This window comes from Herbiconiux liangxiaofengii (assembly GCF_041927335.1).
GTDB classification, from domain to species: domain Bacteria; phylum Actinomycetota; class Actinomycetes; order Actinomycetales; family Microbacteriaceae; genus Herbiconiux; species Herbiconiux liangxiaofengii.
Genome location: NZ_JBHFHD010000008.1, coordinates 275,576 through 290,518, shown reverse-complemented (window position 1 = coordinate 290,518; position 14,943 = coordinate 275,576). Strand labels below are relative to the sequence as shown.

Here is a 14,943-nt window from a genome sequence, read left to right as displayed (position 1 = left end):
CAAGAGCACCGGATGCGCGCCACGCCGCCACGCCCGCATTCCCCCGGCGACCCGGCATCCACCCCGGTAACGACGGGGTTCTGGCGCACATCGGGCTTCGGTCGGAGCTGTGACGGCGTGTCGGCCCGAATCTCCGTCGTTCGGCGGGAGTCGGCAGCCGGAAGTCGGCAGCCGGGGTCGGGAGTCCGGGGTCGGCAGCCGGGGTCGGGCGCGGGCGGCCGGTCAGACGGGCAGGGCCTCGAGCTCGGCCCGCAGGGCGATCAGGGCCAAGGCGTGCTCGTCGAGGCGGCGGTCCTCGTCGGAGACGAGCGGCACAGGGTCGACCGGCTGCGCCCGGCCGTCGGCGCCGAGGGCCACGAACACGGTCATGCACTGGGTCGTGAGCCGCAGGTCGTGCGGCGACGTGGGGGAGGCGGCGCGCACGTGCACCGCGATGTGCAGGCTCCGCGGCCCGGTGTGGATCAGTCGCGCCTCGATCTCGACCAGGTCGCCGATGCGGATGGGCCGGTAGAAGTGGATGCCCCCCGAGTACACCGCCACCGTGTGCTCCCCTGCCCAGGATGCCGCGCAGGCGAAAGCGGTCTCGTCGATCCAGCGCAGCACGGTTCCGCCGTGGGCGTTGCCGCCGTAGTTGGCGTCCTGCGGCGCGGCGAGAAAGCGGAACACCGTCTTCGGCGTGGTGCCCTCGGCCGAGTAGCTCTGCGCCTGCATGGCGTCGCGGATGACGCGGCGCGGAACCAGCCTCTCCTCGGCACGCTCGTTCAGCATCCGATCGTCAGCGTCGGCAGGGCGCCACGGCGGCACAGCGGTGGGCGCGCCCGCGGAGTCGACGGCGACGAACACGAGGATGCAGTGCGTCGCGCGGGTGAAGCGGCGACTGCGCACATCCGCCGACTCCACCGAGACGAGCACCTGCATGCTGGTGCGACCGGTGTGGATGACGCGGGCGTGAGCCTCGACCAGATCGCCCGGTTCGACGCTGCGGGTGAAGTGCACGTTGCCGACGTAGGCGGTGACGCAGTACGAGGCGCTCCAGCCGACGGCGCAGGCGTAGCCGGCCTTGTCGATCCACTCGAGCACGCGGCCGGCGGCGACGGTGCGGCCGTCGGCGGCGGCGTCTTGCGGTGCGGCGAGGAAGCGGAGGGTGATGCGGTCGGGGCGGTTCGGGGTCACCTTGTCACGATGACAGGTCGCGGCCGGATTCCGGTGGGTGAGCCGCGGAAAGTTCGGGCGATCTTGCCGATCTGTGAAGGTGCTTCCGCAGGCATGCCCGTGCTTTATGTGCTCGGTACATTAATCGTATGATCGGCTCATGACCGACATCGTGATCGAGGGGCTGGGCGAACGCCTGGTGCCCTACGCCGACGGCCTGGCGCTGCAGTCGCACCTGCACGACCGGGTTCTCGCGGGCGAGGCGCCCGACACCCTGCTGCTGCTCGAGCACGAGGCCGTCTACACGGCCGGTAAGCGCACCGAGCCCTCCGAGCGGCCCTCCGCTGCCGTCGGCACACCGGTGATCGACGTCGATCGGGGCGGCAAGATCACCTGGCACGGCCCGGGCCAGCTGGTCGGCTACCCGATCGTGCGGCTGCCGGATCCCATCGACGTGGTGGCCTACGTGCGCCTGCTCGAAGGCTTGCTGATCGACGTGGTCGCCTCGTTCGGGGTGGCGGCGCACCGCGTCGAGGGGCGATCGGGGGTGTGGGTGGCCGGCGAGGGTCGCGAGCTCAAGCTCGGGGCCATCGGCGTCCGGGTGGCGGGTGGCGTCACCACGCACGGGTTCGCCCTCAACTGCAGCAACTCGCTCGAGCCGTACGACGAGATCGTGGCGTGCGGCATCCGGGATGCGGGGGTCACCACGCTGAGCGCCCTGGTGGGCCGGCGCGTCGATCCGGTGGCGGTGGCGGATGCGGTGGTCGACCGGTTCGTGTCGCCGCGCGAGGCCGCCGGCCGGCATCCGTCGCCGCGTGCCGGAGGGGCACCCGTTTCTCTCGCCGCGCCCGCGCTGGCGGTGGCGTCATGACCGCCCCCGTCGACGGCCGCAAGCTGCTGCGGCTCGAGGTGCGCAACGCTGAGACGCCGATCGAGCGCAAGCCCGAGTGGATCAAGACGAAGGCCCGCTTCGGCCCCGAGTACAAGGCGCTGCAGTCGCTGGTGAAGTCGCAGGAGCTGCACACCGTGTGCCAGGAGGCCGGCTGCCCGAACATCTTCGAGTGCTGGGAGGACAAGGAGGCCACCTTCCTGATCGGAGGCTCGCAGTGCACCCGGCGCTGCGACTTCTGCCAGATCGACACCGGCAAGCCCGCCGACTACGACACCGACGAGCCGCGCCGGGTGGCCGAGTCGGTGCGCTCGATGGGCCTGCGTTACGCCACGGTCACGGGCGTCGCCCGCGACGATCTGCCCGACGAGGGCGCGTGGCTGCACGCCGAGACGGTGCGGCTCATCCACGAGCTCAACCCCGGCACCGGGGTCGAGATCCTCGCCACCGACTTCTCGGGCGACCCGTCGCTGCTGGAGGTCGTGTTCGCGTCGCGGCCCGAGGTGTTCGCGCACAACGTCGAGACGGTGCCGCGCATCTTCAAGCGCATCCGCCCGGCCTTCCGCTACGAGCGCTCGCTCGACGTGCTGACACAGGCTCGGGATGCGCGGCTGATCACCAAGTCGAACCTCATCCTGGGAATGGGCGAGACCCGCGCCGAGATCTCGTCGGCGCTGCGCGACCTGCACGACGCCGGAACCGACATCATCACGGTGACGCAGTACCTGCGCCCCTCGCCGCGGCACCTTCCGGTGGCGTCGTGGGTGCGACCGGAGGAGTTCGTGGAGATCCGCGAGGAGGCCGAGGAGATCGGCTTCCTCGGCGTGCTCGCCGGGCCGCTGGTGCGCTCGTCGTACCGAGCGGGCCGGCTCTGGGCGCAGTCGCTCCGCCGCAAGGGCTGGGACGTACCCCCGGGCCTCGCGGCGCTCGCCGATGCCCCGGCACCCTTCGCCCAGGCGGTCTGACCCCGCCTCGCCCCTTCGGCTCGTCCCTGGCGGCCGGGTAACGACGGAGTTCGGGTGCCATTCCGGGTAACGACGGATGCTGGGTCCGGTTCGGCCGCGCATCTCCGTCGTCGCCGCGGGGCACAGGAGGACGGGACGGGAGACGTGACGGCGGGGCACCCGCGCGCCGGGCGCACCGCACCGCGCTCCGGGGCGGCGGCGGATGCCGCACGAGAGGTGGGGGGACATCACGGAAGGAGTCCGCCGCCGCACCCGGAACGCGGTGCGGCATCAGCATGTCACCCCGCCGGCGCCGACCGTGATGAGCAATTCCTACCCAAATCGTGCGGTTCAGCGGGCGGCGAACACGGTTCCGGAATCGTGCCGGCGGGAGCAGGGTTGGCATCATCATGACTGACACCAGCACGCAGAAGCCCGCCGACGCCTCCGGAACCTTCGCCATCGGCGGCGATCTCACCGTCAACCGCCTCGGCTTCGGCACGATGCAGCTCACCGGACCAGGGGTGTGGGGCGAACCCGCCGACCACGACGGGGCGGTCGCCGTGCTGCGCCGAGCCGTCGAGCTGGGCGTGAACCTCATCGACACCGCCGACGCCTACGGGCCGTACGTCACCGACGCGCTGATCCGTGAAGCCCTGCATCCGTATGCCGACGGAGTCGCCATCGCCACCAAGGTGGGCTTCACCCGCCAGGGCCCGAACGAGTGGATCCCGGTGGGCCGCCCCGAGTACCTGCGCCAGCAGACCGAGCTGAACCTGCGCAACCTGGGCGTCGACCGCATCGATCTGCTGCAGCTGCACCGCATCGACCCGAAGGTGCCGCTGGAGGAGCAGATCGGTGAGCTCAAGGCCCTGCAGGACGAGGGCAAGGTTCGCCACATCGGTCTCTCGGAGGTGTCGATCGACGAGGTCGAGGCGGCCTCGAAGGTGGCCCCGATCGTGTCGGTGCAGAACCTGTTCAACCTCACGAACCGCAAGTCGGAGGCGCTGCTGGACTACGCCACGGCCGAGGGCATCGCGTTCATCCCGTGGTTCCCGCTGGCCACCGGCAAGCTCAGCGGCGAGGGCTCGCCCCTGGCGGAGCTCGCCGCCCGGCACGAGGTTGCGCCCAGCCAGCTCGCCCTCGCCTGGCTGCTGCGCCGGTCGCCGGCGATGCTCCCCATCCCCGGCACGAAGTCGGTGGCGCACCTCGAGGAGAACGTGGCGGCGGCGGCGCTCGACCTCACCGACGACGAGTTCGCCGAGCTCGACGCCCTGAAGTAGCGGGCGGCACCCAGCCGGGCCCTGCGTCACGCGGGGCGCACCTGTTCGACAGCTGTGCGCCCCGCCGCGCATCCGTTCGCCCGCGTTAGGCTTCGACTGATGCGCCGCACCGACATGACCCCGCGAGCCGCCTGGCGCGATCGATGCGACGAGGTGGGTTTCAGCTTCTACGACCTCGAGTCAGAAGGTGGCCGCCCGTACTGGAACGAGTCGGCGGCGTACGTGTTCACCCCCGCCGAGATCGACCGGCTCGAAAGCGCCACCAAAGAGCTCTTCGACCGGTGCATGGATGCCGTGGAGTTCGTGGTGCGGCAGGGCCGGTTCGACGAGTTCGGCATTCCGGGGCGCTACCACGAACTCGTGCGGGCATCGTGGGACGAGGACGACCCCACCGTGTACGGCCGGTTCGACCTCGCCTACGACGGCGCGGGTTCGGTCGTGCTCCTGGAGTTCAACGCCGACACCCCCACCTCCCTCGTCGAGACCGCGGCGGCGCAGTGGCAGTGGCTCGACGACCTGCGCGCATCCGGAGCGCTTCCTCCCGACGCCGACCAGTTCAACGGCCTGCACGAACTGCTGATCGAGCAGTGGCGGCACATCCGCGAAGCCCGCTGGGGTCTCGCTCCCGGCGCGCGACTGCACCTCGCGAGCCTCCACGACTCCGGCGACGGCGAGCTCATCATCGAGGACTTCGACACCGTCGCCTACATGGCCGAGACCGCCGCGGCCGCCGGCTTCGACCCCAAGCTCATCTTCATGGAGGACGTGCGCTGGAGCATGGACCACCAGCTCTTCCTCGACGCCGACGACGAGCCCGTGCGTCACATCTTCAAGCTCTACCCCTGGGAATGGATGATCACCGAGCAGTTCGGCGGCTTCCTCCCCATCAGCCGCGGCACCACCCAGTGGGTCGAGCCCGCGTGGAAGCTGCTGCTCAGCAACAAGCAGCTGCTCGTGGTGCTCTGGGAGCTCTTCCCCGGTCATCCGAATCTGCTGCCCGCCTTCACGACTCCGGATGCGCTTGCCGGCCGTGCTTTCGTGTCGAAACCGCGTCTCGGCCGCGAGGGGGCGAATGTCACCGTGCACGACGCCGCGGGCGCTGTCACGGCAGCCAACGACGGAGGGTACGGAGACGAGGGCTTCGTGCATCAGGCGCTCGCCGCGTTCGCACCCATCGAGGGCAAGACGGCGGTGATCGGCAGCTGGATCGTGGGGGAGACTCCCGCCGGCATCGACCTGCGCGAGACCAGCGGCCCCATCACCGGCGACCTCGCCGAGTTCGTGCCGCACTACATCTCCGAGGAGTCGTCGTGAAGTCTGTCGCATCCGCTGGTCTGGCTCTGCAAGGCATCGCCGCGGCGAACCGGCCGGGTCTCGCCGGTCGTCCGAGCCTCGCCGGTCGTCCGCACCTCGCCCGCGGCGTGGCGGTGGTGTCGATCGCGGGTGCCGTGCTCGCGCTCTCGGGATGCGCGCCGACCGACGAGGGCATCGTTCTCGAGGGCGCCGACGGTGAGAAGTACGTGGTTCCCGACAACGCCGAGCGGCCGATGTACAACTCGAAGGAGGACTGCATCGCCGACGTCGCCGAGCAGATCGCGGTGCTGGAGAAGCAGGGCGAAGACATCGTCGACACCCCGGAGGAGCTCTGCGAACCCTCGTCGAACTACCCGCAGGCGCACTACTCCGGGCTCTGGCTCGGGCCGCTGCTGTTCGCCGGTTCGCGCTGGAACTCCTCGCGGGTGTCGGGCTGGGCGCCGGTGCCCTCTGGCGGGTTCGCGGCGCCGGGGTCGAAGCTGCAGTCCGACGTGGTCTCGCCGGCGCCCGCCGGTGCGAAGACCGGCGAGCGGGCGCCGCTGAAGAGCGGCTTCGGCTCGTCGGGCAAGTCGGGTTTCGGGTCGGCGACTGCGGGCGGGTGAGAGTTCTGGCTTAATGAGTATTGCTCGGGTACTATCCGAGGATGTTCTGGAAGTCAGCCCTCGTCGTCGTCTCAGTTGCCGCCCTCGCGCTGGCGCCTGCCGTGTCCGCGCAGGCGGGGACGGATGACAGTGTGATCGTCAAGGCGTGCGAAATCGTCCTCTCAACCGAATCCAGCGTCGACCGCATCAGCGGTGCCGATCGCTACGAGGTCTCGGCTCGGATCTCCGCCGAGAACTTCTCGCCTCATGTTCCCATCGCCTTCGTCGCCTCGGGTACTTCCTTCCCGGATGCCCTGTCGGGCGCTGCCGCGGCGGGCAAGCTGGGAGGTCCGGTTCTTCTGGTGGGGCCGGGTGACGAGGCGTCTGCGGCGGTCCGTGACGAGCTGACGAGGCTGCAGCCCGACAAGATCGTCGTGCTGGGCGGAACGGCCTCCGTCTCGACGGCGCTCGAACTGACGATGGAGCGCTTCGCCCCGAGCGTCAGGCGCGTATCCGGTGCAGACAGGTTCGAGGTGTCGGCCGAGCTGGCGCGTCAGGTCTTCAGTACGACGGCTCGCACCATCTACGTCGCCTCCGGCGAGGTATTCCCCGATGCACTGTCGGCCGCGGCCGCGGCGGGCGACGCTTCGGCGCCGGTGCTGCTCGTGAAGAAGAACGAGGTTCCTCCGGCCGTCGAGAGCTATCTGGACTCGCAGGGGATCCTCGATCAGATCGTGCTGGTCGGCGGGCCCGCCACCGTCAGCGATACCGTGGCACGGGACCTTGCCAAGTTCGCTCGCCTCCAGGGCATTCAGGGGGCCGATCGTTTCGCGGTCTCGGCGGCGACGTCGGGTTGGCAGTTCTGCACCGACCGGCACACGGTCTTCATCGCCTCGGGCGAGGTCTTCTCCGACGCCCTGTCCGGGTCGGCCGCCGCCATTGCGCAGGGTGGTCCCGTGCTCCTGGTGTCGAAGAACGACATCTCACTGCAGGTGGAGCAGGAGCTCCGGCGCCTCAATCCTCAGCACATCGTCGTGCTGGGCGGCGAGAACACCATCTCGAAGGCCCTCGAGCTCAAGCTCGCCGACTACCTCCGAAAGTAGGTGAGCGAGATGCTCGGTCGATCCGCGTCGGTTCTCGTTCTCCTGCTGGGGCTGACTGTTCCCGGCATGCTCTCTGCGCACGGCGCCGTGGCCGACGAGTTGGGCACGCGTTTGTGTGTCGTGACCCCGCCTGCTCCGACGTCGGTCACCCGGTTCACCGGCGCAGACCGGTTCGCGGTGTCCGCCGCCGTCTCGGCTTCCACCTTCCCGGAGGATGTGCCCGTGGCCGTCATCGCGTCCGGCTCGACCTTCCCCGATGCGCTCGCAGGCGGGGCCGCCGCGGGTCGCCTGGAGGCGCCTCTTCTGCTCGTGGGGCCGGGAGACGAGGCTCCCGCAGCCGTCCAAGCTGAACTGACGCGGTTGAATCCCGAGAAGATCATCGTGCTCGGTGGAACGGCATCCATCTCGACCACCCTCGAGCTCACCATGGAGCGCTTCGCCCCCACCGTGAGGCGTGTGGCCGGTGCGGATCGATTCGAGGTGTCGGCGGCGCTGGCGCAACTCGTCTTCGCCACGGAAGCGCGCACGATCTACGTCGCATCCGGCGAGGTCTTCCCCGACGCGCTCTCGGCCGCGGCAGCCGCCGGAGATGCAGCCGGGCCCGTGCTGCTGGTGCGGAAGAACGAGATCCCACCGGCCGTGGAGTCCTATCTGGCGGGCCAGCGACGAATCAGCCAGATCGTCGTTCTCGGTGGTCCGGCGACGATCAGCGAGTCCGTCACGCGGAGCCTGGCAGAACGCGCACCGCTGAAGGCGATCGGAGGGGCTGATCGTTACGCGGTCTCGGCAGCGACCTCCGGCTACCAGTTCTGCAGCGAATCGCCGATCGTGTTCATCGCCTCGGGAGAGGTCTTCCCCGATGCGCTGTCCGGGTCGGCCGCAGCCATCGCGAGGAGCGCCCCCGTGCTGCTGGTGTCGAAGAACGGCCTCCCACCGGCGGTGTCGCAGGAGCTCGGGCGTCTCAATCCGCAGCAGATCGTCGTGCTCGGTGGCGAGAACACCATCTCGAAGGCCATCGAGCTCGACCTCGCGAACTACCTCCGGTCATGATGCGCCGATTGGGAAGGATCGCCGTCGGAGTGCTGCTCCTGTGCCTGCTCACTCCGTCGACCTCCGCGCTGGGCGACGACCTGCGGGGCTGCTCCACCGCTCCACCCGGGCTCCAGATGGTGGAGAGGCTCGACGGCGCAGACCGCTACGAGGTCTCCGCGGCCGTGTCGGCGGCCACCTTCCCCGACCCGGTGCCGACGGTGTACGTGGCCTCCGGCCTGACCTACGCGGATGCGCTCTCGGGCTCGGCGGTCGTCGGGGCGTCGGGCGGCCCGCTCCTCCTGCTCGACGGGTCGGATGAGGCGCCGCCGGCCATCCAGGGCGAGCTGAAACGATTGAAGCCTCAGCGCATCGTGGTGCTGGGTGGGCTGGCGTCGGTGTCGAAGCCGCTCGCGCAGTCGATGCTGGAGTTCGCGCCGGAGGTCAGCCGGGTGGAGGGCGCCGACCGGTATGAGGTGTCGGCGAAGGTCGCCGGCCACTACGGCGACGGAAACCGGGTGCTGTACGTCGCATCCGGAGAGGTCTTCTCGGATGCCCTGTCTGCGTCGGCCCCGGCCGGGTTCTGGTACGCGCCCGTTCTGCTCGTGAAGCGGGACCAGCTTCCGGCGAGTGTGGTGACGGCCTTGCTGCGAATGGAATTCCTGGAACGGATCGTCATCGTCGGTGGCCCCGCAACCGTCAGCGAGTCCGTGCAACGCGAGCTCGAACGCTTTGCTCCGGTCGAGCGGGTGTTCGGGCACGATCGATACTCGGCGTCGGCTGCCGCCTCTGCCCATAACTACTGCCCGGATCGATCCGTGGTCTACGTGGCCTCCGGTGAGAAGTTCCCGGATGCCCTCTCGGGGTCGGCCGCGGCGGTGGAACGGAACGGGCCGGTCCTCCTGGTGAGTCATGACGCGATCTCCCCCGAGGTCGACGCCGAGCTCCGGCGGCTCAATCCGTACCGGATCGTTCTGCTGGGCGGCGAGGCCACGATCGACAGATCCGTCGAGCTCAAGCTCGCCGACTACCTCCGAAAGTGACGCCGTCGGGCTGCCGAGCCGTCGCAATCCGCCCTGTGAGGCCCGGGAGAGGGCGGATTGCGACGGGTGGGCGTGCCTGTACCCGTGCTGGTGGGCGCGAGCGTGCGCAGGGTTGTCGGGAGCTCCTGCAAGGGTGGGGGTATGAGCGAGATGAGCGACGGGACGTGCGGGTGGGCCACCGGGTCTGAGGCGATGCGCCGGTACCACGACGACGAGTGGGGGCGTCCGCGGCGGGACGACGCGTACCTGTTCGAGATGCTCGTGCTCGAGGGCGCGCAGGCCGGACTGTCGTGGTCGACCATCCTGAATCGGCGCGAGGGGTACGCCAGGGCCTTCAAGGGGTTCGACGTCGAGGCTGTCGCCGGGATGGGCGATGCCGAGCTCGAGGCGCTGATGGGTGAGCCGGGCATCATCCGGAATCGTCTGAAGATCTTCGGCACCCGAAAGAACGCGATCGCTTTCATCGCCGTGCAGCGGGAGTTCGGCAGCTTCGCCGAGTACCTGTGGGGTGCGGCGGGCGGGGAGCCGATCGTCACGCATCCGCAGACCCTTGCCGACCTGCCGGTCACCAGCGACCTGAGCGACCGGCTCAGCAAAGACCTGAAGAAGCGGGGGTTCACCTTCGTGGGGTCCACCATCATGAACGCCTACCTCGAGGCGGTGGGCGTGTTCGACGACCACCTCGACGGCTGCCCGGCCAAGACACAGGCCTAGGCTCGAACCATGTCCTCCACGACCGAATTCTCCGTTCCCCAGCAGCGCAAGCTCGTCACCGAGCTGCCCGGCCCGAAGTCGCGCGAGCTGCACGAACGCCGGCGCAAGGCGGTGAGCCGCGGTGCCGGCACCCTCGCCGACATCTACATGGACCACGCGTCGGGCGCCATCCTGGTCGACGTCGACGGCAACCAGATCATCGACCTCGGCTGCGGCATCGGCGTCACCACCATCGGTCACGCCAACCCCGAGGTGGCCGAGGCGGCGGCCGCCCAGGCCTCGAAGCTCACGCACTCGCTGTTCACCGTCACTCCCTATGACACCTACATCAAGGTGGCCGAGAAGCTCGCCGAGATCACGCCCGGCGACTTCGAGAAGCGCTCCATCCTGGTCAACTCAGGAGCCGAAGCGGTCGAGAACGCCGTGAAGATCGCCCGCAAGTACACGGGCCGCCGTGTCATCGCCACTCTCGACCACGCGTTCCACGGCCGCACCAACCTCACCATGGCCATGACCTACCGCCCCTGGCCCGAGCGCGCCGGCATGGGCCCGATGCCCGGCGACATCTACAGCGTGCCGATCAGCTACCCCTTCCGCGACCCCGAGGGCATGACGGGCGAGGAGGCGGCCGAGCGCACCATCGACTACATCGTCACCCACATCGGTGCCACCGAGCTCGCCGCCCTGTTCGTCGAGCCCATCCAGGGCGACGGCGGCATCATCATCCCGGCGCCGGGCTACTTCGCGCGTCTCAGCGAGTTCTGCACCGAGAACGGCATCGTGTTCGTGGCCGACGAGATCCAGGCGGGCATCGCGCGCACCGGCGCCTGGTACTCGATCGAGCACCACGGCGTCGTTCCCGACCTCGTCACGAGCGCGAAGGGCATCGCGGGCGGCTTCCCGCTGGCCGCGGTCACCGGTCGCGCCGAGATCATGGACGCCGTGCAGCCCGGCGGCATCGGCGGCACCTTCGGCGGCAACCCGGTCTCTACCGCAGCAGCGCTGAAGGTGTTCGAACTCATCGAGCGTGACGATCTCATCGGTCGGGCGCAGCGCGTCGAGCGCGCCCTGCTCGCCCGCATCGGCGACTGGGCCGAGCGCTTCCCCATCGTGGGCGAGGTGCGCGGCAAGGGCGCCATGTTCGGCGTCGAGCTCGTGCTGCCCGGCACGAAGAAGCCGAATCCGGATGCGCTGAAGTCGGTCATCCAGCACGCCGCCCAGAACGGCGTCATCGTGCTGGATGCGGGCAGTTGGGACAGCGTGCTCCGCTTCCTCCCGAGCGTCGTCATCTCCGAGGAGCTCATCGACGACGCGGCCACGGTCATCGAGCAGAAGCTCACCGAGATCTCCGCCTGACCCCCGGGGCGCGGGGCGCAGGCTGCGTCAGCCGGTGGCGGGAGCGGCGGCTCCGGCCGCCGGCGTCTGCGTTGGGGCCGGAACCGTCGGCTCGGCGGGATCGGGCGCCGGATCGGGCGCCGGAGCCGGCGTCGATCCTCCACCCCCGGGCGTGACCCCGGTGGGGTCGGGAGCCGTGGTCGGCTGGTCCGGCGTCGGAGCCTGTGTCGGCGTGCTGTCGGTGTCGTCGTTCGACGAACCCGACCCGTTCACGTCGAACCGGGTCGACGACCCGTCGACGAGCTTCTCATCGGGATCCGGGAAGTCGTCTCCCCCGAGCACGTTGTCGTTGCCCGTCATCACGGCCTTCCAGATGCGGTGCCGCACCGTCGAGCCGAGGAAGCCGTTCGGATAGACATCCGTCATCGACACGTTGCCGGTCACGTTGCCCACCCACACGGCCGTGGCGGCCTTGGTGGAGGCGCCCACCATCCAGGTGTCCTTCTCGTTGTCGGTGGTGCCCGTCTTGCCGATGTGGGTGATGCCGTCATCCGGATCGGACGCCGTGGCCGTGCCGTTCTCGATCGGCCCGAGCATCGCATAGGCGACGGTGGAGGCGATCGAGGGGTCCATGGTCTGCTGGCAGTTCGCCTGCGGCGGCTGCAGCTCTTCTCCGTCGGGCCCGACGATGCGGTCGATGGCCACCGGGGCGCAGTAGACGCCGTTGGCCGCGATGCCCGCGTAGGCGGCCGCCATGGTGAGCGGTGCGATCTCGTTCGTGCCGAGCACGGCCGACGGGATGGTCTGCAGGTCGGTGCCGTCGGCGCGGTGCACGCCGAGCGACTCGGCCGTCGACCGGATGGCGCACTGGTCGAGCTGCTGCGCCATCGCCACGAATGCGTTGTTCACCGAGTTGGTGAGGGCGCTCTGCACGCTCATGGTGCCGGGGCGGGCGCTTCCGTCGTTCGCCGGCTCCCACGGGCCGCCGAGCTCCTGGCAGCTGTCGGGGAAGGTCGACTGGTCCCACTCGCGCTCGTTGCCGCTCACCCGGTCGGCGAGCGTGTGCCCCTGCTTCAGCCACTCGGCCAGGGCGACCACCTTGTAGGTCGAGCCCACCTGGAAGCCGGACGATCCGCCGTAGTCGATGTCGGTGTTGTAGTTGAGCGCCGTCGATCCGGCCACCGGGGTGTCGGGGTCGGCGGCGTAGGTGGTGTTCTGCGCCATCGACAGGATGCGCCCGGTTCCGGGTTCGACCGTCACGATGGTGGAACCCAGGTCGGCCTCGTCGGAGGAGGCCGGCACGTACTCCTTCATCACGGAGTCGGCGTTGGCCTGGAGCGCGGTGTTCAGGGTGGTGTAGATCTGGTAGCCGCCCCGCTTGAAGTTCGACCAGCGCTCGTCGGCGCTGTCGCCGAAGGTGGGGTCGTTGCGCACGATGTACGTGACGTAGTCGCAGAAGTAGGCGGCTCCGATGGCGGCCGCCTGGCAGCCGGTGGTGGGGGCCGTGATGTTCGGGGCGACGGGCGTGGCCACGGCCGCGTCGTACTGCTCCTTCGTGATGGCCTTCTGCTTCAGCATCGAGGCGAGCACGTCTTCGTTGCGGCGAGCCTCGTTGTCGGCGATGTTCTCCGGTTCGTCGATGCGCAGGCCGTTGGGCTCGTTCACCGTCGCGGCGAGCGAGGCCGCCTGGTCGAGGGTGAGGTCTTTGGCGCTCACGCCGTAGTAGTACTCGGCCGCCGCCTGGATGCCGTAGACCGAGCCGCCGAAGTTGGCGATGTTGAGGTAGCCGAGCAGGATGTCGTTCTTGGAGTACTGCTTCTCCAGCGCGATGGCGAGGCGCATCTCGGTGAGCTTGCGGTCGACCGATTCGGTGGTGGCGGCCTGGTAGGCGGCGTCGCGCTCGGCCTTGGTGTCGAGCGACTCGGCCTGCTGCACGAGGATGTTGCGCACGTACTGCATGGTGATGGTCGATGCGCCGCTCTCCACGCCGCCCGAGGTGAAGTTGCCCACCGCCGCGCGCAGCGTGGAGGCGATGTCGACGCCCGCGTGCTCGTAGAAGCGCGGGTCTTCGGTGGAGACCACCGCGTCCTTCACGTACTGCGAGATGTCGTCCCAGCCCACCTCCTGGCGGTTCTGGTCGAACACGGTGGCCAGGAGCGTGGTGCTGCCGTCGGCGTTGGTGGCGTAGATCTCGGAGTTCTGGGCGAGGGTCGACGGCCGGATGTAGTCGGGCAGCGTGTCGAGCACGTCGGCCGTGCGCGAGGCGTAGACGCCGGTGACGGCGACCGCGGGCACGGCCATGACGGTGATGAGGAGGGCCGCAGCGACTCCGAGGGCCAGCATCATGCCGACCGGGCGCTTCGTGCCGTCGATCAGGCGCTGGAACGCGCTGGTGAGGCGGTGGGGTGCTTCGGGCATATGCGACAGATTACGGTGGATGCTTCGGAACAGCCTGAATGCGCCCCTCACCGGCCCCTGCGCCACCGGCCGCCCGTGCCTAGGCTGGGGTGATGACCACCAGCAGCGACATCCTCTCCGACGGCTTCGACCGCATCCGGGGCACCGTGCACGGCGCCCTGAAGAACCTCGACCCGGAGCTGCTCACGGCCCGACCCGGCCCCGAGGCGAACACGATCGCCTGGCTCGTCTGGCACCTCACCCGCGTGCAGGACGACCACGTGGCCGACGTGGCCGGCACCGAGCAGGTGTGGACGGCCGGCGGCTGGGCCGCCCGCTTCGCGCTGCCCTTCGCTCCGGATGCGACGGGGTACGCGCAGGATTCCGCCGACGTCGCGCGCGTGGCCGGGCCCGGCGTCACCGTCGAGAACCTGCTCGGCTATCACGACGCCGTGCACGCGGCGACCGCGGCCTACCTGGCGGGGCTCTCCGACGCCGACCTCGACCGGGTGGTCGACGAGAACTGGACCCCGCCGGTGACCCTCGCCGTGCGGCTGGTGAGCGTTCTCTCCGACGACCTGCAGCACGCCGGCCAGGCGGCCTACGCCCGCGGCATCCTCGAACGCCGCTGAGCCGCCGCTGAGCCGCCGCTGACCCGCCGTTAGTACTCGAAGCGGGCGCCGGGCCCGCCCGCCAGCGCCGCCCGGATGCGCGCCGCCATCTCGTCGGAGAGCGGAGGCAGGGCGTCGAGCGCGAACCAGGCCGCCTCGGTGTTCTCGCCGTCGGCCGGGAACGGCGTGCCGGAGACGTACCGGAACAGGAAGCACAGGTCGAGGTAGAGCGACCGATCGCCGTTCGGGTACACGACCTCGGGGATGGTGTGCACCCACATCAGGCTGACCGGCTCGGCCACCACGTCGGCCTCCTCGAGCACCTCGCGGGCGCCGGCGACGGCGGGCTCCTCACCCGGGTCGATGATGCCGGTCACGGGAGTCCACGCACCGGAGTCGCTGCGCCGCACCAGCAGCACCTCGTCGGGCCCTGGCGCATCCGGAGCACCCGCGCCCGGCCGCACGACCACGGCGGTGACGCCGCTCAGCCAGAGCTGGTCGTGCCCGATCTTCTCGCGCAGTGACAGGACGAAGTCGGGAGTCGGCAT

The 14,943-nt window shown here is 69.8% G+C and carries 14 protein-coding genes; 11 read left to right on the top strand and 3 right to left on the bottom strand.

Translation table 11 applies throughout. The features are described from left to right. Positions 1-222 precede the first annotated feature (222 nt). Positions 223-1,173, bottom strand: coding sequence for an acyl-CoA thioesterase (locus ACEXOR_RS07730; protein ID WP_374848901.1), 951 nt, complete (start codon positions 1,171-1,173; stop codon positions 223-225). 139 nt (positions 1,174-1,312) lie between these two features. Between ACEXOR_RS07730 and lipB the strand changes: the two genes are divergently transcribed. From lipB to ACEXOR_RS07680, 10 genes are all read left to right on the top strand, one after another. After that, a complete protein-coding gene (gene lipB, locus ACEXOR_RS07725) occupies positions 1,313-2,023 on the top strand; it encodes a lipoyl(octanoyl) transferase LipB (protein ID WP_374848900.1) in 711 nt (236 codons plus the stop codon). Continuing rightward, complete coding sequence (lipA, locus tag ACEXOR_RS07720) at positions 2,020-3,006, top strand: lipoyl synthase (RefSeq protein WP_374848899.1); 987 nt, start codon at positions 2,020-2,022, stop codon at positions 3,004-3,006. The genes lipB and lipA overlap by 4 nt, the downstream gene beginning before the upstream one ends. 389 nt (positions 3,007-3,395) lie before the next feature. Further along, a complete protein-coding gene (locus ACEXOR_RS07715) occupies positions 3,396-4,268 on the top strand; it encodes an aldo/keto reductase (RefSeq protein ID WP_374848898.1) in 873 nt (290 codons plus the stop codon). A gap of 99 nt (positions 4,269-4,367) precedes the next feature. Continuing rightward, a complete protein-coding gene (locus ACEXOR_RS07710) occupies positions 4,368-5,582 on the top strand; it encodes a glutathionylspermidine synthase family protein (protein WP_374848896.1) in 1,215 nt (404 codons plus the stop codon). After that, positions 5,579-6,184, top strand: coding sequence for a hypothetical protein (locus ACEXOR_RS07705; protein WP_374848895.1), 606 nt, complete (start codon positions 5,579-5,581; stop codon positions 6,182-6,184). The genes ACEXOR_RS07710 and ACEXOR_RS07705 overlap by 4 nt, the downstream gene beginning before the upstream one ends. Before the next feature lie 20 nt (positions 6,185-6,204). Then, complete coding sequence (locus tag ACEXOR_RS07700) at positions 6,205-7,266, top strand: cell wall-binding repeat-containing protein (RefSeq protein WP_374848894.1); 1,062 nt, start codon at positions 6,205-6,207, stop codon at positions 7,264-7,266. Between the two features lie 9 nt (positions 7,267-7,275). Continuing rightward, a complete protein-coding gene (locus tag ACEXOR_RS07695) occupies positions 7,276-8,316 on the top strand; it encodes a cell wall-binding repeat-containing protein (RefSeq protein WP_374848893.1) in 1,041 nt (346 codons plus the stop codon). An 8-nt stretch (positions 8,317-8,324) separates the two neighbouring features. After that, entirely contained in the window at positions 8,325-9,338 is a 1,014-nt protein-coding gene (locus ACEXOR_RS07690; protein WP_374848892.1) for a cell wall-binding repeat-containing protein, read from the top strand. A 141-nt stretch (positions 9,339-9,479) separates the two neighbouring features. Then, positions 9,480-10,052, top strand: coding sequence for a DNA-3-methyladenine glycosylase I (locus ACEXOR_RS07685; protein ID WP_374848891.1), 573 nt, complete (start codon positions 9,480-9,482; stop codon positions 10,050-10,052). Between the two features lie 9 nt (positions 10,053-10,061). Next, positions 10,062-11,408 (top strand): aminotransferase class III-fold pyridoxal phosphate-dependent enzyme, encoded by a 1,347-nt coding sequence (locus ACEXOR_RS07680; RefSeq protein ID WP_374848890.1) that lies wholly within the window; start codon positions 10,062-10,064, stop codon positions 11,406-11,408. Positions 11,409-11,435: 27 nt separating this feature from the next. Here ACEXOR_RS07680 and ACEXOR_RS07675 read toward each other — a convergent pair whose 3' ends face one another. Continuing rightward, positions 11,436-13,805, bottom strand: coding sequence for a transglycosylase domain-containing protein (locus tag ACEXOR_RS07675; RefSeq protein WP_374848889.1), 2,370 nt, complete (start codon positions 13,803-13,805; stop codon positions 11,436-11,438). 92 nt (positions 13,806-13,897) lie between these two features. Between ACEXOR_RS07675 and ACEXOR_RS07670 the strand changes: the two genes are divergently transcribed. Further along, a complete protein-coding gene (locus ACEXOR_RS07670) occupies positions 13,898-14,416 on the top strand; it encodes a mycothiol transferase (RefSeq protein ID WP_374848888.1) in 519 nt (172 codons plus the stop codon). A 29-nt stretch (positions 14,417-14,445) separates the two neighbouring features. Here ACEXOR_RS07670 and ACEXOR_RS07665 read toward each other — a convergent pair whose 3' ends face one another. Next, positions 14,446-14,943, bottom strand: coding sequence for an NUDIX hydrolase (locus tag ACEXOR_RS07665; RefSeq protein ID WP_374848887.1), 498 nt, complete (start codon positions 14,941-14,943; stop codon positions 14,446-14,448).